The sequence below is a fragment of the Haloarcula sp. JP-L23 genome, assembly GCF_011602445.1.
GTDB classification, from domain to species: Archaea; Halobacteriota; Halobacteria; order Halobacteriales; family Haloarculaceae; genus Haloarcula; species Haloarcula pellucida.
On record NZ_CP050014.1, the window covers coordinates 1,803,104 to 1,823,817 of the forward strand.

The following is a 20,714-nucleotide window of genomic DNA, read 5'->3' on the forward strand; positions in this document are numbered from 1 at the left end:
AAGGTACGGTCCTCACTCCGCCGTCGGGCGACCCTCACGGGCCATGATGGCGGCGGCGAACGCGAGGACCGTGACGACGACCAGTCCGAGCGCGACGGCCGACCTGAGCGCGGCCGTCGGGTCGGCGGCGGGCGCGAGTATCGGGACGAGCAGGTAGCGTGCGGCGAGCGCCACGGCGACCCCACCGGTCAGTACGAGTGCGCTTCCGGTGACGTGGACGAACTGGCTGTCCGTCGAGTCGGCGGCCCGCCCGAGGTGGACACCGATGCTTTTCGCGTGTGCGCCGACGTCCCAGACGAGTATCGCCCCGGCGACACCGAGGACGACCAGCGGCGTGGCAAGCCCCAGTTCGGCGGCGGCGAGCGTCGTCACGAACAGGAGCGCGCTGCCAGTCGCGAATCCGGCCGTCGACGCCGGCACCAGTCCGTAGGCCGACAGCAACGACGGCGTCTGGAGGACGATGCCGACGAGCAACAGCAGTGAGACGGTCCCGCCGAGGACGATGCCCGCCGGGCCGACCAGTGACGCCACACCCGTGGTGTCCGCCGACAGGAGCGTGACACCGAACACCGACGCGACGGTGGTACCGACAAGGGTCACGGCGACAGTCAGCAAGCCGCCGGCCTGTAACGCCAGCGTCCGAGCGGGGTCGTCGCCAAGCCAGTCGACCACCCATACCTGTAGGGCATCGGCGAGGAGGACACAGCACAGCGCCGCGCCGACCAGTCCCACGAGGACGTGCAGCGGCCAACTGAGCGCCAGTTCCAGCAGCGGCCCCACGACGGGGACGCTGTCGAGGAACAGGGCAAACAGCGACCGGCCCACGGGACTCAACGCGACGAGGACTTCGAGAGCGAGGACGGCTAAGACCGCTCTCGGGAGTCGTCTGGGCGAGACGGCCACGTCGTCTAACGTATCGAGCGGTCCGTCGGTGCCCGTGTCGGGCAGCCACCCGGAGAGCACCGGGACGACGCGTGTCAGCAGGCCGAGGACGCCGAGGACTGCTAGCTGGAGCGTGACGAACGCGCCCAGCGGGGTGGCGACCGAGACCGCGAGCAGTGTCCCGAAGAACGCTACCAGGACTCCGAACTCGGCGTTCAGGTTCAACAGGACGGCGAGGACGATACCGATCAGGAGCGCGTTCCCGCTCTCGCGCAATGCCGTCCCGAGAGGCTCGTTTTCGACCAGTCCGGTCGTGGCGTCGATAGCGACGACGGCGACGGCGACGGCCAGACCGACGTACACGGGTAGCGCGTAGCTCCCGCGGCCGAGGAACAGCGTTGCACCGAGACAGAGCGACCCCGCGAGGAGTGCGACGCTCCCGGCCGCGATTCGCGCGTTCGTCTCTTGGTCCAGCGACCATGCGCCGCCGGCGAGTGCCAACCCCCCGAGGACGCTCGTCGCGACCGGCACCGGGGTACCGATGCCGAGGCCGATAGCGAGTGCGACGACCACCGCGAGCGTCCCAGTCAGGGCCGCCGTGGATTCGACCGGGCGAGTGTCGAGACCGCTCATGCCGACCACCGCTCCGTGGCCCGCACGAGCGTCTTCGCGAGCGGATCGGTCAGCGTCCAGTCGGCCACGCGGACCGTCCCGCGGAGGTCGTCGATGCGCTCGCTCCGGTCGAACCCGGCGAGGGCGCCACCGGGCGTCTCCGACGCCGTCACGTCGGGACTGACGACGGTCACGTCGTGGCCGTACGCCGCGAGGCGCTTGGCCGCGCCGGCCGCTCGGTCGTCAAGCAACGGGCTACAGAAGACGACCTGTGCCTCGTCGGGGAAGCGACGGTCGAGCGTCCCCACGGGGTCGCCACCGTCCGCGACCGGGTCGGCGCTCGCCACGTCGGCGAACGACTGGAAGAGGTGGCGCCCGCTCGCGTCATCGAGGAACTCGGAGGCTACTGCATCGTCACCGCTCTCTGCCGCGAGGAACTCACACAGGCGCCGGTACTGACTCCTGTCACCGGCCGGGCGGAGATACGCGCAGTCGTCGAAGGTGGCGGCGCCGACGCGGTCGTTCTCGGCCAGCAGCGTCCGCGCCAGTTGCTCGGCGGCGTACGTACAGAACTGGACCGCGTTGGGGTCCCGTGGCCGCGGCGCGACCGGGTGTCGCGTGTCGAGTAGCAGGACGACGGTCGCCGCCGCAGTCTCCTGATACTCGACCGTGGCCAGTTCGCTCGTCCGGGCAAAGCGGTTCCAGTCGATGCGTCGCATCGGGTCCGCCGACTGGTACTCTCGGATGCCGTAGAACGAGACGCCGTCGCCGCCCGCTTGTGTCCGGGTTCGTCCCGTCCGCTGGAGCATCTGTGTCGAGAGCGGGATCGACTCCACGTCGGCGCTGCAGTCGATGGTCGTCTCGACGGTCACGGACTCGCGGCACTCCTCGGTCCCTGCGAGGTCGCGGCAGACGACGGTCGTCTCGCCGAAGGGATGCTCGCCGCGTCGCGCCCTGACGGTGTAGCTAAAGGAGTCGCTGTCGTCGGCGTCGAGCGTCGTCCCGAACCGGGGTGCCCCCTCGACGACTCGGAGGCGTTCGGGAACGCCGTCGACGATACGCACGTCGGGGAGATACGACCGACCGTCGTTGTGGACCGTCACGGTCACCGTCACCTCGTCGCCCGGGAGCGGCGTGGCCGGTTCGAGCGTCCGCTCGACCGTCAGTTCGGGTTCCGGCCGCCGGGTCGCGCTCTCGTAGGCGGCGTACACCAGCCCTACCGTCGACGCGACGAAGATGGCCGCGTTTCCCGTGACGAGTCCGACGGCGCCGGTCACCAGCGCCACCGAGAGGCCGACCGCGCGGCGCGCGCGCCGTCGCTCGGTCACGCGGGCTCACCTCCCCGCAAGCGCCGGATCTCGTTCAGCGTCACCTCGACCTTGCGGTCGAACCCCTCGCCGCTGGCCCAGTCGCGCAACTGCAGGCCGAGCGGCGGGTCGGGAACCTCGTCGCCGCCGACGAACGACGCGGCGCGGGGGTCCTCGGTCCACGTCCCCTGCTCGGTGGCGGCCCGTGCGTCGATCAGGTTCGCGTCGGTTCGACGGACCAGCGTTCGCTCGGCCGTCTCGCGGAGTTGCCGTCGCACGTCGGCGGCGTAACTCGCTTCGATGCCGTTGTACGGGTCGACACGGCCGTCGATTCGGTCCAGCGCCTCGTCGATGTCGGTGCCGACGACGGACTGTGTGGGTCCCTGCATGGACTCGGGGTTGGCCGTCGGGAGTTCGACCGGGTCTCCCCGGTCGCGCTCCTCGGCGTGGTCACGGCTGACGACGCCGGAGAGGCCAACCAGCGCGACGACGATGGCGGCCGCTGGGATAGCGGCACGGAGCGTCGCAGTCGTCCCAACGCTGACCAGTGATTCGGCCAGACCTGGCACCGTCGCGACGGCGACGGCGGCGACCAGTGACGCCAGACCGACGGCGGCGAACACGCGCCACCAGCGACCCGGGTCGTCGCGCTCGACCGTGCCGTCGATTCTCGCGTGTGCCGACCGCGTCGCCGTGATGGCCTCGTCTGGGTCCGTTGTGGTGGCCCTGACCGAGGCCGGCGCGTCGTCGGTGGTCTGTTCCGTCGGTGTGTCGGTGGTCACGGTTTCGCTCACGAGTCGTCACCTCCGCCGAAGATGTCTTCGAGGGCGTCGCGAGCGGCTTCGGTTCGTCCGGCCGACGGCGACTCGCCGCCGTACGTGATGGCCCGGAACAACTCGGTCAGTCGCCAGACCGGCCCTTCCGGCAGGCCGACGTCGGTCGCCCTGCGTGCGTACTCGCCGGGGGTCGTCGCAGTCGGGTTGTCGACGGGGACGGCGTCGGTCAACCGTTCCCAGGCCTCCCGTATCGAGGGCGGACCGGGATCGTCGTCCGTGTCGGTGCCCGCTGGGACCGACGAGGCGGTCCGGGCGTCCTCCGTCGTCGGGTCGTCCGGTTCCATGAACTCGGGTCGTTCGAACCCACGCCGGAACGACGCGAACAGGCCACCGCCGGTCAGACCAGCGAGCGACCGCACCGGCACAACGGCGATAGCGACGAGCGCGGTCGGGAGAGCGGTGAGCGACCGTCCGGCCATCCGGGCGAATGGGACGAGACCGGCCGCGAGGCCGCTTCCGACGCCGCTGACGACCGTTCCGACGCCCGCTGTGACTCGAGCGAGGCCAGCCCCGCCTGTGAGCAGGACGGCTGTCGTGACTTGCGGAATCCGCTGGATGACGCCCGCAAGGGGCAGCGAGACGCGTCCGATCCACGGGAGCGTGATGTCGGCTCCGCCGTAGCCGTCGCTGGCCCGGACGAGTACCACGCCGACGTAGCCGACGGCAGTGAGACCGAGCAAGGCGACCAACGTCGGGAGGAACGATAGGTCCGGCAGGCCGCCGGAGCCACCGCCTCGGTCAGGCGGCGCGGGCGTCGGCGTTGGCGTCTGCGTTGCCGTCGGTGTTGGGGTCGGCGTTGCCGTCGGCGTGTCGGGCGCCGGGGTCGGTGTCGGTTCTGTCCCGTCGACGGGGGCCTGTTGCTGGAGTTCCACGTCCAGCGCGGCGGGGAACAGCGCCGTCGCGTAGATGACGGCACCGGCACAGAGGAGGGCCAGAGCGGCGCGGATGAGGCTGGAAGGCACTACCCTTGATTTCTTGCCAACCAGTCTAAAGTATTGTCCTTGTTCAGGCTTCGTCTTAACCCACCAGAAGGATTTTGACGTGTTGACAGTAAGGTATCAGTACGCCCTATGCGGAGACTCACCCGCCGTATCCTCCTGACCCTCTCGCTGTTGCTCGCCGTCGACGTCGCCGTCGTCGCGACAGTCGCGTACCTCCTGACGCCGTGGCTCTCCCCGCTACGTGACGCCGTCGCGGCGGCTCTCCCGGTCGGTTCCGGCGTCGCGTGGTGGGTCGCGGTCGTCTCGCCCGCCCTCGTCGCGTTCGTCTGGGCGCAGTTACGGTACACGCGCGCGCAGACGCTCGCCGAGGCGGACGCACGCGAGGTTTCACGCGAGGAGTTCCCCGACCTCCACGACCGGGTCCAGCGTCTCTGTCAGCAGGCAGACCTGACGATGCCGACGCTCGCCGTGGCAGAGCGCGACGTGCCGAACAGTTTCGCCGTCGGGACGCTGGGCAGTGCGACCGTCGTCGTCAGCGAGGGGTTGCTCGCGACCCTCGACGGCGACGAACTCGACGCCGTCCTCGCCCACGAGTTGATGCACGTCTCGAACCGTGACGCGACGGTGATGACGCTGGCGAACTTCCTGCCGGCGCTCACCAACGGCGAGTACGGCCCGCTCGACGACCTGCTCCCGGGTGCTCGCGGGAGTCGGCTTCTCGTCGCGGCGGTCGGACTCGCCGTCGCCTACGTCCTCAGCGCCCGCTTCCTCGACGCCCCCTTCGGGTCGGTCTCCTTTACCGTCGGCTTCCTCGTGGTGTTCGGCCTGACAGTCGTCCTCGGAGGGGTCTTGCTGGGCGTGTTCACCGCGCCCGTCGTCGTGCTGGCGCGGTCGCTCTCGCGTGCGCGAGAGTTCGCTGCCGACCGGAGCGCCGCGAAACTCACCGGGAACCCCTCGGCACTCGTCGGCGCCCTCCAGACGCTCGACGCCGACGCGACGCCGACCCCGGAGACCGACAAGCGACGGGCCTACGACGGCGTCCGAGGGCTCTGTTTCCTCCCGTACGGGTTCGAGGACTCGGGCGAGGACGAGTTCCACGTCGAGACACGTTCGCACCCGCCGACCGCCGACCGCATCGAGCGCCTCGGCGAGGTAGCCGGGGACCTCTGAGTTACTCCTCGTCGGCGACGCTGGGGTGCATCGTCGGTTCGCCCGGCATCGGTTCCTCGAAGTACCGCTGCATCATCTCCAGTGACTCCTGCTCGCGGCGCTTGCGCTCTTCCTCGTCGATCTCTTCACAGCCCGGTGGCACCTCGCGGTCCCGTCCGGTGAAGTACCCTTCCGGGGCCGTCCAGTCGTGATAGAAGTCGACGTCGCTGTCCTCGATGAGCGTCAGGCCGACCTGCGCACCGTGGCCCGCGGCGACGATGGTCTGGTGGTGCTGTTCGGCCAGTCGGCCCGCCGCGTAGAGACCGTCGACGGCGGTTCGCCCGCAGTCGTCGACGCCGACGAACTCCTTGGTCCCGCGGTCGACGAGGTCGACGTCGAGGCCGTCCAGATACGTCGCGTCGGCCCACGAGGCCGCGACGACGTAGTCGGATTCGAACGTCTCGCCGTTCTCGACGGTCGTCTCGAACCCGTCGTCGGTCGCCGTGACTCGCTGGACCCGTCCGTCGACGAACCACGCCCCCGCTCGGCGGGTCTGTGCGCGGATGAGTTCGAGCAGGAGACGCGGGTTGACACCGGCCGGGAAACCGGGGTAGTTCTCCAGATGGGCGTTGCGGTTCAGGATGGACTCTCCGGTCGAGACGATTCGGGTCGAGAGACCGGCGCGTGCGGTGTATATCGCCGCCGAGAGGCCGGCGACGCCGCCGCCGACCACGACGACCGATTCTGGTTCGTCGGACATACGCGGCGGTTGCTTGCCCCGCGACAGAAACCTACCGGTTCGGTGTGAATCTCCTCGAATGTCGAGAACGGTGTTCTAGGCTCCTCTAATGGCCGTATCGAATGCTGGCACTACCCGAAGCCTCATAATGATTCACCCACTAGAGGTGGCGTAATGACCGACACCGTCGACGAGGTCGACCTGCCCTACGACGAGGACGCCTCACAGCAGAAGAAGATCGAGGCGCTGCAGGAGCGACTCGAGGTGCTCGAAGCACAGAACGAGGAGATGCGCGACAAACTGCTGGACGCCAACGCCGAGAACAACAAGTACCAGCAGAAGCTCGAACGGCTGACCCACGAGAACAAGAAGCTCAAGCAGTCGCCACTGTTTGTCGCCACCGTGCAGGAACTCAGCGACGACGGCGTCATCATCAAACAGCACGGCAACAATCAGGAGGCACTCACCGAGGTCACCGACGAGATGCGCGAGGGCCTCGAACCCGACGACCGCGTCGCCGTCAACAACTCTCTTTCTATCGTCAAGCAACTCGACAACGAGACGGACGTGCGTGCCCGCGTGATGCAGGTCGACCAGTCGCCGGACGTCACGTTCGCCGACATCGGTGGCATCGAAGAACAGATGGAAGAGGTCCGCGAGACGGTCGAGATGCCGCTCATCAGTCCCGAGATGTTCGAGGACGTCGGCATCGACCCGCCGAGCGGCGTCCTGCTCCACGGTCCGCCCGGCACGGGCAAGACGATGCTGGCCAAAGCCGTCGCCAACGAGACCGACGCCACCTTCATCAAGATGGCCGGGTCCGAACTCGTCCACAAGTTCATCGGCGAGGGCGCGAAACTCGTCCGCGACCTCTTCGAACTCGCCCGGCAGGAGGAACCGGCGGTCGTCTTCATCGACGAGATAGACGCCATCGCCGCCAAGCGGACCGAATCGAAGACGAGCGGCGACGCCGAGGTCCAGCGGACGATGATGCAACTGCTCTCGGAGATGGACGGCTTCGACGACCGGGGTGAAATCCGCATCATCGCCGCCACCAACCGCTTCGACATGCTCGACCGCGCCATCCTCCGCCCCGGCCGGTTCGACCGCCTCATCGAAGTGCCAAAGCCCGACTTCGAGGGCCGCAAGCAGATATTCAAGATTCACACGCGCGGCATGAACGTCGCCGACGACGTCGACTTCGAGGGTCTCGCCGAAGACGTCGAGGAGGCTTCCGGGGCCGACGTGAAGGCCATCTGTACCGAGGCCGGGATGTTCGCCATCCGCGACGACCGCACCGAGGTCACGATGGACGACTTCCTCGACGCCTGGGAGAAGATCCAGCAAGAAGAAACCGAAGACGAAGACATCTCCCGGACCTTCGCCTGACTGTGGCGGCCCGGTAGACGCGGTCCGCATCGGGTTCCAGAACACAGAAACCGCTCGCTTTCTCACGTGGTAGTATGGCCGTCGCAGATAGACTCCAGTCGCGTGCCCGTGCATCTCCGAGACGCGTCACCGCCACCGTCTCCATCGTCGGCTACGCTCTCGTCCTCGGGACGTTCGGGGCCTGCTCCCCTTCCCTCGATAAGCAACGAGACAGTCATCCTCCTCTCGGACGCCATCGCGGTGGTCAACGCGGCCGCACTGAGTGCTATCGTCGCTGGCGTCTACTTCATCAAGACCGACCAGATTCGCAAGCACCGTGGGGCGATGCTGACGGCGTTCGCACTCATCCTCGCCTTCCTCACGCTGTATCTGCTCAAGGTCGGTGGCGGCTTCGAGAAGGAGATACAGGCCGAGGGCCTCGTCTGGGGGGCCTACATCGTGATGCTGGCCGTCCACATCCTGCTGTCGGCGGTGTCGGTTCCCGTCGTCGTCCACGCCGTCGTGTTAGGGCTCTCTCACTCCGTCGCGGAACTCCGCGAGACGGCCCACGCACGCGTCGGTCGCATCGCCGTCACCGCGTGGGGCTTGAGCCTCTTCCTCGGACTGGTCACGTACGTGATGTTGAACCACGTCTACGGCTGGGTGCCTCGCTGAGTCGCGGTACCTCCGTTCTTTCCGCGCTCCGTCGCCGCCGACAGCCGTGTCGCCACTTCCGAACCCAGCGTCGAAAGCAGACCGTCGGTGACGGCCTGACCGATTAGTTCTCGCGGCGGGCGGCGAGGAGTGTCGCTGCCACTACGGCCAGCAGTGCGATAGCCGCCGTGAAGCCGGGTCCGCTCCCGGACGTGGCTTCTTCGTCACCGCCGTCGTCCGATCCCTCGTTCTGATCTGTAGAATCAGGCGTGTCAGTCGACGCTGTGCCGGTCGATTCCGGCGTGTCCGTGACCGCCTCGGTGGCCGTCGAACCCTCGGTGGTCGCGGTCGCCGTCGTCTCCGAACCGTCGCCGTCGTCGGGTTCGGCCGGCGTGGCGGTCGCATCCGTCCCCTCGGGCGTCGACGTCTCGGTGGTCGTCGGGTCGTCGCCGGAGTCACTGCCACCGCCACCACCGCCACTGCTCGATCCAGAAGCGACAGTGATCGTCGTGGACTGTGACCCGACCGACACCGTCGGGTACCCGACGGTGACGAACTTGTGGTCGAAGGTCACCGTCTTGCTCGACCCTTTCGCGATACTGACGCGCTCGGTGTCGACGACCTGTCCGTCGACGGTCAGTCGTGCGGTGTAGGTCCCGTCTGCCGTCCCGGCGTTCGAGACGTCCGCTTCGACGGTTCCGATATCACCCTCGGTGACGCCACCGGGAGCGCTGATGCTCGTGACCGAGAAGGCCGCGTTGGCGTCGAGGAACTGCACGACTGCGCCGTCGTCGGTACCGACGTACAGCGCGTCGTCGGCCACGGTCGGTGCGGTCGCCATCGCCGACGAGGCCGCCGTCGCACGCGCCTTCGTACTGCCGTCACTGGCGTCGAGCAGGGACACGTCACCGGTGTCGGTACCCACGAAGACGGTCCCGTTGGCAGTCGTCACCGACGCGCCGAAGGTGTTTTTGGTATCGACAGTCGCGGTCCACTGCTGACTCCCGGAACTATCGATATCGTGTGCGGCGACGGTGCCGTCGGTCGTCCCCACGACGGCCACCCCTTTGTGGATGGCGGGGCTGGCGAAGCTACTGCCGTACGAACTGGTGTCGGCCCACTGCTGGTTGCCGTCCGTGTCGTAGGCCGCGACCGTCCCGTCACTCGCGGTGACGACGATTCGCTGGCCGTCCTCGGTGACGGCCGGCGAGTTCAGCGCCCCGCTCGTGACGTCGTTCGTACTCTGGGCGCTCAGGTCGCCCGCAGAGAGCATGTGCAGGGTGCCGCTGCGGTCACCGACGTAGACGCGGTCGCCGTACACTGCCGGCGTCATCGCGCCGGCGGGACTGCCCATGTCGTAGGCGGCACTGACCTGCGTGCCGTCGTTCGATAGCTTGTAGACGTGACCGTCCTCGCTCGCGACGTAGAGGCTCCCGCCGTCCCCGACGGTGACGGAACCGGCGAACGAGCCGAAGTCGGCGCCGTTGCTGTCGGTACTACGTTGCCACGTGACGGCACCGGTGGCCGCGTCCAGTGCATAGACGCTGCCGCCGTCTGTCGCGACGTAGACGCTGCCGCCGTCGTAGGCGGGCGAGCCGAACACCGGCCCGTCGACGCTGGTCTCCCACGACAGCGAGCCGTCGCCTTCGGCGTAGGCCTTCACGGCCGAGCCGTCACCGACGTAAACCGTATCGCCGCTGACGGTCGGTCCGGAAGCGACGTCGGTTCCCTGATTGCCTGCACGCCAACCGCTCGTGACGCTGGCGTAGTCGGGTGCGTCGGAGGCGTTCCCGGTGTTTTGCTGGTCGAACTGGAAGGTCTGCCAGTTGCCGGCCGCGTTGCCGACCGCGCTCGCCGACCCGACTGGCGCGAGCAAGCCCGCGGGAATCGCAAACACCGCGAGCACTGCGACCGAGAGCGCGAGGAGCTTGCGCTCGGGCGCGTCGCTCATTGGTCCGCCACCTCCGAGGCGATATCGCGGAGGTCGCTGTAGTCGGGTACCAGTCCTCCCGTGCCCGGCACCGCGCTGTTTGACTCGTAGGCGTCACGCACCGTCTCGAAGTGAGTGCTGGAGACTGGGGCGTCGTCGGCCCCGGCGACCGCTTCTCGGATGCTGTTCGCGACAGCGTCCCCGTCGACGAACGGGATGTCGTAGCCGTCGAAGTCGTCGTCGCCGGTGATGTCGCTTGCCGTCGGGTCGAGGATGTCGGCCTGCGAGACGCCGTCGGGCAGGATGACGTCGATGATGTTGTTGTGGTTCCCGTTGGAGCCACCACCGAACGCGTAGCTGCCACTACTCGCCTGCACCTGCCGGATGCCGGCCGTTCCGAAGCCGTTGTAACTGAACATCATCGGGACGATATCTGCCCCGCGGATGCCGGACGGGATAGTCGACTTCGGAACCGTAATCTCGATCGCGGAGAACAGGTCGACCGCTCTCGTACTCACCCCGCTGTCCGCGTCGGCGACGACGTTCCAACTCCCGTCCTCGACGACCGGAATCTTCGCGGTGCTGTTCGGGACGTCGGTACTCGCAGCGAACCCGTGTGCGACGATACGACGGTGGTAGGCCTCCTCGAAGATGTTCTCGGCACTGCCACCGGCGTGGACGCCCTCTCGACTGTAGGTGTTCGAGTTGGTTGCACCCGTATCGCGGACGTATATCTGGATGTGCTGGAGCCCGTAGCCGTAGTCCCCACCGAACGGGTCCCGAAGCTTCGGGAGATGGACGTGGAACCGGTAGTTCGACCCGTCGTCGTAGACGACCACCCGTTCCATATCGTAGTCTTCGGGGGTTATGTCGTCCGTCGAGGGGTAGCTGAACGCGTTCGCCCCGTCGGAGGACGTGGCCGGCCCGTACGGGTCGCCGGTGTCGTCGGCCAGCGTGGCGACACGTTCGGTGTCCGTTCCGAGTTCCGCTCGGTACACCTGTGTGAACGGCAGGGTCGCGCGCGTGTCGTCGTCGTAATAGAGCAGTTCGTCCTGCGTCTCGTCGGACCGCGGCGGGACGAGTACGTCCATGACGCGTGGCGCGTTGTCGGCGGCACCGGCTTTCGCGCCGACGATGGGGTCACTGAACCCGACGTCGTCGACGCTGTTTACGACGGGACGGAAACCGCCGAACCGCTCGGACCCGACGACCGGAAGGACCTCCATGTCCGCGACGTTGATGTCGTCGAACGCCGCCTTCTCTACGGGCAGGATGACCGTGTTGCTGTCACGGTTGACGAACGGATCGATGCTGACCGTTCCACTGCCGGTAGTCAGGTCGTTTCCATCACTGTCGATGGCGCTCGAAGCGAACCCGCTCACTGCGACGCGGTAGTGCCACGCCGACGCGAAGTTCGCCTGCAGGCCGATGTCCCCGTTCTCGGTCAGGCTTCCGTCAGACCGGGTCGAGTCCCGGACCCACAGCACGAAGTAGTGCGGCGAGAAATCGCCGCCGAACACGTCGTAGAGGTTCGCGACGTCGTACTGGAAGTAGTACTTCGACTCGTCCTCGTAGATGGTGAACTTCTCGAGGTCGAACGCGCCGTCACGGAACGTCGACCCTTTCTGGCTCTCGGGGAACCCGTAACCGGCACCGAGTCCGTCGTCGCCGGGGTCTGTGTACTCGGCGACGAGGTCGCCCGGCTGGACGGTGATACTCTGTTGGGCTAGTTGGGTGCCCGTCAATCGGTCGACCAGCGTGACCGTGTAGGAGCCCGCCTGCGTGATGTTGTAGCCAAGGGTGAACGTCTCCCCGGCCGTCGCCGAGGGTGCGAGCCGGATGTTCTCGATTGCGTCCGTCTCGCCACCGATCTGGATGTCGATTGGCGTCCCGCCGACGAAGTCGTTGTTCCCGTCGTGTGACGCCGTGACTTCGATGAACGACTTGCCCAGTCCCGGCTGGGTCGTAGTGAAGTTGACGCTGTCTATCGTCTGTGTCGGTTGGGCGTACGCCGAGAGGTTCGACGCCTCGCTCGACGTCGCCGGTGTCAAGCGGAGTGCGACCCCACCACTGCGACCCATCGTCGCCAGTACCGTGTCGCCGGTGGTGACGATGGACTCGGTGTAGCGAATCTCTGTCGGGTTCGTATCGACGTCCGTCCCGGCCGCGTCGGTGTACATCTCCATCTTCCACCCGTTCGCCTTCGACGCGAGGAAGTCAAGCGGCGCCTCCACCGCGCGCCCGCTACCGTCGGTCATCGCGCCGACGTACCATTCCTCGCCCTTGCGGCGGGCGGTGACGATGTAGTCGCCGATGGCCGAGTCGACGACGACGGTCTCGTCCCAGCCACCGGCGGGCACGTCCTCGATGTACTCGAAGTCCGGTTCGGACTCGACGTTCTCGTTTGCGACCTGACTGTCGGTAAGGTCGGTGTAGGTCGCCGGGAACGGCGCGCTGGCGCCCTTCGCTGTGATGCCGACCGTGTTCACGTTGATGCCGCCGACGTCGCCCGTGAACGTGTCGCCGGAGTCGTCGTAGTCGACGACGATAGCGACGGTGTTGTCGCCCTGAGTGAGTTCGACGTCGACCGAGTGAATCTGCCAGTCGTCCCAGTAGTCGGTGAACGACGGCGTGACGGTCTGTGTCGAGCCGTTGACGTCGAGCGTGAACTGCGGGTTGCCGTTGTCGATGACTCGCTGGGCGTTCTCCGTGTCGTCGCTGGCATAGCGCAGGTGGAGCGTATAGGTGCCCGCGCTCGGGACGTTCTTCACCGTGAACGACACCTTCGACCCCGACGCCTCGCGGTTGGGGTCGACCGGGACGTAATGGGTCCCGAAGGCGTTGCGCCAGTCGTCCGCGGTGATCATTCCGTCGAGCGTGCCCGACGGGGCCTGGACGTACTCGCCGACCTCGAACTCGTCGCTGATGTACGCCTCGACCCGGTCTGCGGCCATCTGGATGCCCGCGTTGTACGTGGGGTACATCGCGAGTTGCTTCGCACGGGTCGTCTGCACCTGATCGCCGGTCGAGTCGTTGAACGTGATGTCGAAGATGCCGGGCTGGTAACTCGTCGGGCCGGCAAGCATCCGGGTGAACGGGAGCGTGACGTGGTGTTCCCGGCCGACGTTCGAGCCGAGCGCACCGAAGCCGTCGTACTCCTGTGCCTTGACGACTTCGCGGGCGGCGACGTTCGGATACGTGCGTCGCTCACCCGTGGGTTTGATGCCCTCGTGAATCTCCAGCATCTGGCGTTCGCCGGCAGCCTCCTCGATGACGGTCCGATGGTGGTTGACCGCCAGTTGACAGTGCTGGTTGTGACTCGGCGTCGACTGGTTGTCCCCGAACAGGCCGGGGTCCGAGACGTAGCCGTTCTTGATAGAGTGGATGCCGGCGTCGTCGTACTGCGAGAAGATGCCGTCGCTCAGTATCTCGGTCTCGTAGTTCGGGATGTTCCCCGACGTCTCGTTGTGGATGGTGAACTCCACAGGGTTCGAGAGGGACGACCCGTAGTTGGTCACCGTCGACACGTCGAAATCAGGGTACGAATCGGCCACGCCCATCTCCAGTGACGCGCCGGTGTCGCTGGCGTCGGACCCGTAGGAGTCCCACCCCTTGTTCCAGCCTTCGGCCAGCACGCTGTCGATGCTGTTCTGGCTGGCAAAGCGCATGTACCGTTTCATCCGCTCGGTGCGCGCCCCGTGGATGTACGTGGCCGGGTCGTTGCCGTTGTTCGATATCTCGCTGTCGGTCTTGTACTCCCACTTGGCGTTGCCGGCGATCATCGTCCACCAGATGCCGATGTACTTCTTCGGGGTCAGCCAACTCGTGTCGACGCCGCCGTTGCCGTCGCTCGGCAACGCGGAGTCGTCGCGGTCCGCGTTCAACAGCGGGATGAGCGAGGATTCCACGAGGTCTCCGGGACTCGTGGCGAACTGGATGGTCCGCCACGGCGTCATGTTCGGTGCCTGCAGGGACACCTTCGTGTTGTCCGGAAGCGGCGCGAGTTGCGTCGTGAAGTCCGTCCCACCGCTGTCGGACTGTGCGACGATAGAGGCCGTCGAGTAGTCGTCTAAGTTGGCCTCGTGGACGCTCATGTACGCGTTCTCTCCCGCCTTGATGGTCAGCGGGGTGTGTGCGCCGGTTCGAATCTCGTTGTCGTTGGGCCGGATGGTCCGCGTCCCGGCGTCGATTTCGCTGAGTTTCGATTCCGTGTACTCCGATTCGAAACGCGGGTTGACGAACTCGTTTTTGATCCACCACGCCGTGTAGTCCCCCGCGAAGTTGAACTGCGTGTTCTCCGAACTGACGACGAGGGCGCCGCTGTTGGCCGCGAAGTCGTCGTCGAAGACGAACCGGAACCCGATGCCGTCGTCGAAGACCCGAAACTCGAGGTTCCCCGACCGCCCCGGACTGTTCGTCTCTTCCAGTCCGAGACGGAGGTAGTTGTAGTCCTGCGAGACGGAAGCGTACTGGTCCCACTCCGGTGTCCACTTTTCCGTCTCGGTGCCGCTCTCGCTCCCCGTGACGGTGATGTTCGTACCAGTGCTGCCGTCTGAACCGGCGCCGAACGTCGGCTGATTCTGGAAGTCGAAGCCGAGGGTCGACGAGTCGACGTACGTCGCGCCGTTGAACGCGACGCTGTACGTCGGCGTCCCCCCCGACACGTCGACAGTCACCCCGATGCTGCCATCAGGTGACGAAACCGACTGTGTGTCACTGTCGTCCCCACCAGTGACCTGTGCGGCTACGTCCTCGGGCACGTCTTGCGTGTACGCCGCTGCTGCCAGAAGCGACGCCACGCCGCCGAGGAACTCTCGACGACCGAGAGCGTTTAGTGTTTGTTGGGATTGTCTACTAACCATTTCCACCTCAGTAAGACGAGTTGTGCAACATAAATCCAACGGTTATGTTCGATTATGACAGTCTAGGGCCGACGCAGAAATAAAATATCGATGACAAAAATCCGAAACCCGTCGGAAGTGAGCGGTCGCTTTCGCAATTGATCTGTAGCAACGCTGGCGGAGACGCGTCTGCCGGCCTACTTCGACTCAATCACGAGCGAGCGGTAGAAAAGAGAGGGTGTCAGGAGGCAGTCGGGGCTCGGGCGACTCCGACGGGGCGTGAGTACCGCAATGCCGGTCACCCTCTGGCGGCCGCCGAGGTCGGTCGGGTACGTCGCGAGTTGCTCCGCACGGAACCACGCACCGGGGTGGTGCTCAGTCGGTCCGCGGGAGGAGTCGCGCACCGACGAGGAACCCGACGACGGCACACGCCGTCAGGACGGCGAGCGGGACCAGCGAGTCGCCGACCCCGGTCGTCACCGCCCGTACGCCGCGCGAGAAGTACGTCAGCGGCGAGAGCCACGTCGGAAGCCACGCTGGCAGGAGCGACGGCGGCACGAACGTCTCCGAGAGGAAGAGTAAGGGGAGCGCGATGCCGTTGCTCGCAGAGATGACGCCGTCCTGTGAGTCGGCCAGACTCCCGAGCATCGCGCCCACGCCACAGAACAGCGCCACGCCCAGCACCACGAACGGGAGCAGGAGCGGCGAGAACGCTATCTTCGCCCCGGTGAGGACGACCATCAGGCCCAACAGGACGATGCCAGCGAGGCCGATGATGACGACGTTGACGAGCGTCTGGGCGAGGAGCCACTCGGGCCGGGTCAACGGCGTCGTCGCCAGTTTCTCGAAGCGGTTCCCGTCGCGGTGTCGTGCGACTTCGCTTCCGACCCGGGAGAGCGGCGTGAACAGGACGACGACGGCGAGGTAGCCCGGCGCGTAGTAGGCCGGCGGTTCGGTGAACAGGCCGCCACCGCCGGGTCGGGTCTGGACGAGGACGCCGAAGATGACGACGATGATGAGCGGGAAGAAAAACGTGAAGAAGACGGCGGTCCGCCGCCGAAGGAACGCCAGCGCCGCCGCGCGAGACTCCGAGCGAAGTCGTCCCAGTCTGCTCATCGGGCACCCCCCGCCGTCGCCTCGTCACCGCGCGGTTCGCCGCCGTGGCCGACGCCAGTGCCGGTCAGTTCGAGGTAGACCGCTTCGAGGTCCGGCTCTGTCCACGTCAGACTGTCGTAGCCGACGCCCGCCGCGTCGAGTTCGTCGACGACGCTCCCGATGGACTCGGGGCGTACGCCGTAGACGACGAGCGTTCCGTTTCGAAGTGCGGTCCGAGCGGGGTAGTCGATGGCGTCCGGCACCCCCTCGTCGAAGGTGCCGTCGACGAGCAGTTGGCTGTCACCGCCGTGGTCGGCTATCAGCGTCTCCGGGTCGTCGAGCGCGACGAGTCGTCCCTCCGAGAGCAGGCCAACCCGGTCCGCGAGTCGCCGCGCCTCCTCCATGTAGTGTGTCGTCACGACGATTGTGACGCCGCGGTCGGCCAACCCCTCCAGCAGGTCCCAGAGTGACTGCCGACCGGCGGGGTCGATGCCAGTCGTCGGTTCGTCCAGAAACAGCAGGTCCGGGTCGTTGATGAGCGCCGTCGCCACGCAGGTCCGGCGCTGTTGCCCACCAGAGAGGTTCTCGTAGGTGGTGTCTGCGGTGTCGGCGAGTCCAACGTCCGCGAGCACGGCGTCTACGTCCCGGGTCTCGTCGTACAGACCCGCGTAGTAGGCGACGAGTTCGCGAGCAGTGAGACGCTCGTGCGGTGAAAACGACTGTGGCAGCAGTCCGATACGGTCTCGCTCGACGGCGGTCGGTGGCGTCCCGAACAACTCGACGCGGCCCTCGGCGTCGGTCGTCCCGGTCAGGGCCCGAACGAGCGTCGTCTTTCCGGCCCCGTTCGGCCCGACGAGCGCCAGCACTTCACCCGCCGTCGCGGAGAGCGACACGCCGTCGAGCGCAACGGTGTCGCCGTACGCCCGGCGGACGTCCTCGGCGACCAGTACCTCGTCCATACCCCACCGTCGGGTACCGCCGCCGAAAGCCGTTCCGCTCTGTCTGCGGTTACAGTCGGTCCCGCACGCGACGGACGATGTCGTCGACGTCGTAGTCGTGCTCGTCCTTGTCGTACACTGTCTCGCCCTCGACGTCGACGCGGAACACGCCGTGGTCGCCCATCACGAGACTCATCCGGTCCAGTTCACCCTCGACGCCGTTCAAGATGGCCCGCTCTACGTCTAACGCACGCTCGCGGAACCCACACGGGACGCAGTACTCGATGCTGACTTCGCTCATACCCGGGCTTCGAGGGCCGGGCACAAAACGGCTTCAGTTCCGGAGGCGGCCGACCAGCGTCACGTCGAACCGGTGGGCGGCGTACAGCAGCCCCACCGACACGAGGTAGACCAGCGTGGACGCGCCGTAGGACTGGGCCATCGCCGCCTGATACAGCGCACCCCCGACGCCGAGGGCACCGCCGACGACCGAAGCCACGATAGGGAGAACACAGCTCACGCAGGAGAACAGACCGAGGATGCCGCCGGCCAGACCCCCGCTCGCGTCCAGCACGGTTACGTACAGTAGGTACGCCAGCGAGAGGTAGCCCGCGACTTTCCAGGGCAGGACCACCGCCGCGAGCGTCGTGCCGCTGTACACCAGACCCGGCGAGAACCCGGGCGGGGCCGCGAGAATCCACCTGAGGCCGGTCCCTTGCCCCCCGGTCCCGAACACGCCGCCCACGTACGCCAGTACGAGCCAGTAGCCGATCGCGACGGCGAAAGCCGCCCCCTTGCGCCGCGCCGACGCCGTCGGCGGGCGAACCGTCGCGAACACGAGCGCGGCCGCGTTCAACCAGACGAACGGGAACGCCAGCGTGACCGGGTCTGTGGTCGGTGCGTCAGCGAGGCTCACGTAGGCAAGCACCAGCAAGACCTCGGTGTTGAGAACGGCACCCCACCGGACGAGCGTCTCCTGATCGGGCAAACCGTCGGCGAGGGTCGCGGTGGTCGTGCTCATAGGACGAGGGCGTCGATGACGATGGCGAGCAGTAGCATCCCGAGGTAGGCGTTCGAGGCGTGGAACGCGCGGAACGCGGCGGCCTCGGTCTGTTTGCGGTGAAGTTCCACCACGGCCCAGAGGAAGACGGCACCCAGTGCCGCCGAGGTAAGCGCGTACAGCCATCCGAGCGACGTCAGCGACGCCAGCACGCCGGAGGCGACGAGCGTCGCGCCGAGGTAGTAGACGATGTGTTTGCGCGTCTCCGTCTCCCCGCGGACGACGGGCATCATCGGGAACCCGCCGGCCTCGTAGTCGTCCTTGTACGCGAGCGCGAGGTTGTAGAAGTGTGCCGGCGTCCACAGGAAGATGACGCCGGCCAGCGCCAGTCCCGGGAGGCCGATGGTCCCGTCGACGGCGGCCCAACCGATGAGCGCGGGGAGCGCCCCCGCGGCCCCGCCGATGACCGTGTTCTGGACGGTGTTGGGCTTCAACACGAGCGTGTAGACGACGCTGTAGAACAGAATCGCCGATAGGCCGAGGGCGGCGGCGAGGACGTTGACCTGCCAGAACAGGGCCAGCGCCGCGAGCGCCAATCCAACGCCGAAGGTGAGCGCGTTCCGAACCGGAATCTGGTGGGTCGCGATGGGGCGGTCCGAGGTGCGGTCCATCCGCTTGTCGATGTCCCGTTCGAGGACGTGGTTGAACGTTCCCGAGGCACCGATTGCGAGGACGCCACCGCCGAGGGTCAGGACGACGGTACGAACGGTGAGTCCCGAACCGGACGTCAGTGCCGGGTCCGCCGCAAGTGCCATCCCCGCTCCGGCGACGAGACACAGGAGCCACATCAGGCGTGGTTTCATCAACCGGAAGTAAGCGCCGACGGTGGCGACGAATCGGTCTCGCCCCGACAGTGTCGGGGTCGGTGTGGGTTCGCCCCCGTCGTCGGGCATCGGGTCGGGTTCGGGATTCGCGACACGTTCGTCGTCGTCGCTGCCCGTCTCCGCTTCCAGATGCCACGCGAGCGCGAGGACGAACGACGTGAAGATGGCCATCCCCGTAGCGAGGTGGGCACTGGGGAGTTGTCCCGCAGCGCCGGTCGTCGCGACGAAGGCACCGAGGGCGACTTGCACCGGATACAGTGCGAGGCCGGTCACGAGCGCCGCCTTGACGCGGCGTCGGGTCGCCGTCCGGAGGCCGACGCCGACGGTCACGAGCGTGAGGACGCCGACTGCGGCGGCGGTCAGTCGGTGTCCGCGAGCTATCAGCAGGTCGGGGTTCTCGAGCGTGACTGGTCCCTGACACAGCGGCCACGTCGTGCATGCTGTCACTGCGTCGGTGATTGCGGCCGTCGCACCGGCGATGACCAGCAGATAGACGCCGACGGCCGTGGCGGCCAGCAGTCCCGAGAACGCCCTGCGCTCTGCCATTGGTGTAGCCTTCGGCGGCGGACACTTAGACTCCTCGCTTTTCCAGCCGCCCCCGCAGACGTACACCCTTTATTTGGCGGTGTAGCGGTCCGTTTCCGAGTGGGAGACGACTGCACAGAGAGTCACCGACGGAGACGGGGTGAGGGCAAGACAGCAGTTATTTATCCCCGAAATCCTAAGCCGCGCACATGACCCGGAGACGCGCCGGTCTGGTCGCTCTGTTCGGCGCTGCGTTACTCGCGCTCGCCGCCGAACCGGTCGCAGCACAGCCGTCCGCCTCGACGACGGTACGACAGATTTGGGATCTGAACCTGAACCTGCTCTACGTCGCTATCCCGATTACCGTGCTGGTCGAGGGGATTCTCATCTACACCGTCTGGCGGTTCCGCAATCAGGACGAACCGCTCCCGACGATGGAGAACCGCCGCCTCGAAATCACGTGGACCATCGCGACGGCAATCATCCTCCTGTTCGTGGGCGTCGCCTCGTATCAGGTGATGGCGACCCCCTACGTCACCGCCGAAGCGGGTGATCAGGCGGCTCTCCAGCAGGAGAACCCCGAACGCATCGAAGTGCAGGCGTACCGCTACGGGTGGTCGTTCTACTACAACGGTTCGAGCTTCAGTAACACCGCCGAAGCGACGTCGACCGGGACGCTCCGATTGCCGGCGGATCGGGAAGTCGTGTTGCGGGTGACGTCACGCGACTGGCTCCACGCCTTCCACGTCCCGAGCCTCGGCCTGAAAGCCGACGCGTTCCCCGGCCAGTACAACCGCCTGCGGACGGTGCCGAACGAGCCCGGAACCTATCAGCTCTACTGTGCGGAGTACTGTGGCTCCGGCCACTCGAAGATGCTCGGTACCGTGCAGGTGATGCCACAGGACGAGTACGACCAGTGGATCGCCGACCAGCAGTCGAGCGGTAACGGCAGCCAGCAGAACCAGACCAGTAACTGATTCTCGCGGTTCGTATCCGTTCGTCGCAACTGTTAG

At 66.8% G+C, this 20,714-nt stretch carries 15 protein-coding genes and 1 pseudogene; 4 read left to right on the forward strand and 12 right to left on the reverse strand.

The features are described 5' to 3' along the window. Positions 1-12 precede the first annotated feature (12 nt). The 4 genes from G9465_RS09275 to G9465_RS09290 are packed head-to-tail and all read right to left on the reverse strand — an operon-like array spanning position 13 to position 4,599. Positions 13-1,515: a hypothetical protein gene (locus G9465_RS09275; protein ID WP_166969246.1), complete on the reverse strand. Its 1,503-nt coding sequence runs from the start codon at positions 1,513-1,515 to the stop codon at positions 13-15. Further along, positions 1,512-2,822 carry a DUF58 domain-containing protein gene (locus G9465_RS09280; protein WP_166969248.1) on the reverse strand — a complete coding sequence of 437 codons (1,311 nt, stop codon included), beginning with the start codon at positions 2,820-2,822 and terminating at the stop codon, positions 1,512-1,514. Before G9465_RS09280 ends, G9465_RS09275 begins: the two co-directional genes overlap by 4 nt. Further along, the gene (locus tag G9465_RS09285) at positions 2,819-3,595 is read right to left on the reverse strand and encodes a hypothetical protein (protein ID WP_166969250.1); all 777 of its coding nucleotides are present in this window, start codon (positions 3,593-3,595) and stop codon (positions 2,819-2,821) included. The genes G9465_RS09280 and G9465_RS09285 overlap by 4 nt, the downstream gene beginning before the upstream one ends. Continuing rightward, positions 3,592-4,599: a DUF4129 domain-containing protein gene (locus tag G9465_RS09290; protein WP_166969252.1), complete on the reverse strand. Its 1,008-nt coding sequence runs from the start codon at positions 4,597-4,599 to the stop codon at positions 3,592-3,594. The genes G9465_RS09285 and G9465_RS09290 overlap by 4 nt, the downstream gene beginning before the upstream one ends. Positions 4,600-4,707: 108 nt before the next feature. On the opposite strand from G9465_RS09290, the gene G9465_RS09295 reads away from it, so the two are divergent. Next, complete coding sequence (locus G9465_RS09295; protein WP_166969254.1) at positions 4,708-5,748, forward strand: M48 family metalloprotease; 1,041 nt, start codon at positions 4,708-4,710, stop codon at positions 5,746-5,748. Position 5,749: 1 nt separating this feature from the next. Here G9465_RS09295 and G9465_RS09300 read toward each other — a convergent pair whose 3' ends face one another. Continuing rightward, positions 5,750-6,487, reverse strand: a complete 738-nt coding sequence (locus tag G9465_RS09300) for an NAD(P)/FAD-dependent oxidoreductase (protein WP_166969256.1) — start codon at positions 6,485-6,487, stop codon at positions 5,750-5,752. Positions 6,488-6,640: 153 nt separating this feature from the next. Here G9465_RS09300 and G9465_RS09305 point away from each other — a divergent pair, with 153 nt between their 5' ends. Continuing rightward, complete coding sequence (locus G9465_RS09305) at positions 6,641-7,855, forward strand: proteasome-activating nucleotidase (RefSeq protein ID WP_166969258.1); 1,215 nt, start codon at positions 6,641-6,643, stop codon at positions 7,853-7,855. Between the two features lie 74 nt (positions 7,856-7,929). Further along, positions 7,930-8,509, forward strand: a pseudogene (locus tag G9465_RS09310) (DUF420 domain-containing protein). A 103-nt stretch (positions 8,510-8,612) separates the two neighbouring features. Here G9465_RS09310 and G9465_RS09315 read toward each other — a convergent pair. From G9465_RS09315 to G9465_RS09345, 7 genes are all read right to left on the reverse strand, one after another. Next, positions 8,613-10,439 (reverse strand): PQQ-binding-like beta-propeller repeat protein, encoded by a 1,827-nt coding sequence (locus tag G9465_RS09315; RefSeq protein ID WP_166972991.1) that lies wholly within the window; start codon positions 10,437-10,439, stop codon positions 8,613-8,615. Beyond that, positions 10,436-15,280, reverse strand: a complete 4,845-nt coding sequence (locus tag G9465_RS09320; RefSeq protein ID WP_166969260.1) for a glycoside hydrolase family 97 catalytic domain-containing protein — start codon at positions 15,278-15,280, stop codon at positions 10,436-10,438. The genes G9465_RS09315 and G9465_RS09320 overlap by 4 nt, the downstream gene beginning before the upstream one ends. Positions 15,281-15,634: 354 nt before the next feature. Beyond that, complete coding sequence (locus G9465_RS09325; RefSeq protein WP_166969262.1) at positions 15,635-16,375, reverse strand: ABC transporter permease; 741 nt, start codon at positions 16,373-16,375, stop codon at positions 15,635-15,637. Next, on the reverse strand, positions 16,372-17,313 hold the full coding sequence (locus tag G9465_RS09330) for an ABC transporter ATP-binding protein (protein WP_166969264.1): 942 nt from the start codon (positions 17,311-17,313) through the stop codon (positions 16,372-16,374). Before G9465_RS09330 ends, G9465_RS09325 begins: the two co-directional genes overlap by 4 nt. A gap of 49 nt (positions 17,314-17,362) precedes the next feature. Further along, on the reverse strand, positions 17,363-17,593 hold the full coding sequence (locus G9465_RS09335; protein ID WP_166969266.1) for an Rdx family protein: 231 nt from the start codon (positions 17,591-17,593) through the stop codon (positions 17,363-17,365). A gap of 33 nt (positions 17,594-17,626) precedes the next feature. Continuing rightward, entirely contained in the window at positions 17,627-18,313 is a 687-nt protein-coding gene (locus G9465_RS09340) for an ABC transporter ATP-binding protein (RefSeq protein WP_166969268.1), read from the reverse strand. After that, the gene (locus G9465_RS09345) at positions 18,310-19,722 is read right to left on the reverse strand and encodes a heme o synthase (RefSeq protein ID WP_166969270.1); all 1,413 of its coding nucleotides are present in this window, start codon (positions 19,720-19,722) and stop codon (positions 18,310-18,312) included. The genes G9465_RS09340 and G9465_RS09345 overlap by 4 nt, the downstream gene beginning before the upstream one ends. Positions 19,723-19,910: 188 nt before the next feature. On the opposite strand from G9465_RS09345, the gene coxB reads away from it, so the two are divergent. Continuing rightward, entirely contained in the window at positions 19,911-20,678 is a 768-nt protein-coding gene (gene coxB, locus G9465_RS09350) for a cytochrome c oxidase subunit II (protein ID WP_166969272.1), read from the forward strand. Positions 20,679-20,714 lie beyond the last annotated feature (36 nt).

Coding starts and splice junctions, on each gene's coding strand:
- G9465_RS09335 (WP_166969266.1), bottom strand. CDS start 17,593: ATGAGCGAAGTCAGCATCGAGTACTGCGTCCCGTGTGGGTTCCGCGAG.
- G9465_RS09320 (WP_166969260.1), bottom strand. CDS start 15,280: ATGGTTAGTAGACAATCCCAACAAACACTAAACGCTCTCGGTCGTCGA.
- G9465_RS09325 (WP_166969262.1), bottom strand. CDS start 16,375: ATGAGCAGACTGGGACGACTTCGCTCGGAGTCTCGCGCGGCGGCGCTG.
- G9465_RS09300 (WP_166969256.1), bottom strand. CDS start 6,487: ATGTCCGACGAACCAGAATCGGTCGTCGTGGTCGGCGGCGGCGTCGCC.
- G9465_RS09330 (WP_166969264.1), bottom strand. CDS start 17,313: ATGGACGAGGTACTGGTCGCCGAGGACGTCCGCCGGGCGTACGGCGAC.
- G9465_RS09295 (WP_166969254.1), top strand. CDS start 4,708: ATGCGGAGACTCACCCGCCGTATCCTCCTGACCCTCTCGCTGTTGCTC.
- coxB (WP_166969272.1), top strand. CDS start 19,911: ATGACCCGGAGACGCGCCGGTCTGGTCGCTCTGTTCGGCGCTGCGTTA.
- G9465_RS09305 (WP_166969258.1), top strand. CDS start 6,641: ATGACCGACACCGTCGACGAGGTCGACCTGCCCTACGACGAGGACGCC.
- G9465_RS09345 (WP_166969270.1), bottom strand. CDS start 19,722: ATGGCAGAGCGCAGGGCGTTCTCGGGACTGCTGGCCGCCACGGCCGTC.
- G9465_RS09315 (WP_166972991.1), bottom strand. CDS start 10,439: ATGAGCGACGCGCCCGAGCGCAAGCTCCTCGCGCTCTCGGTCGCAGTG.
- G9465_RS09275 (WP_166969246.1), bottom strand. CDS start 1,515: ATGAGCGGTCTCGACACTCGCCCGGTCGAATCCACGGCGGCCCTGACT.
- G9465_RS09340 (WP_166969268.1), bottom strand. CDS start 18,313: ATGAGCACGACCACCGCGACCCTCGCCGACGGTTTGCCCGATCAGGAG.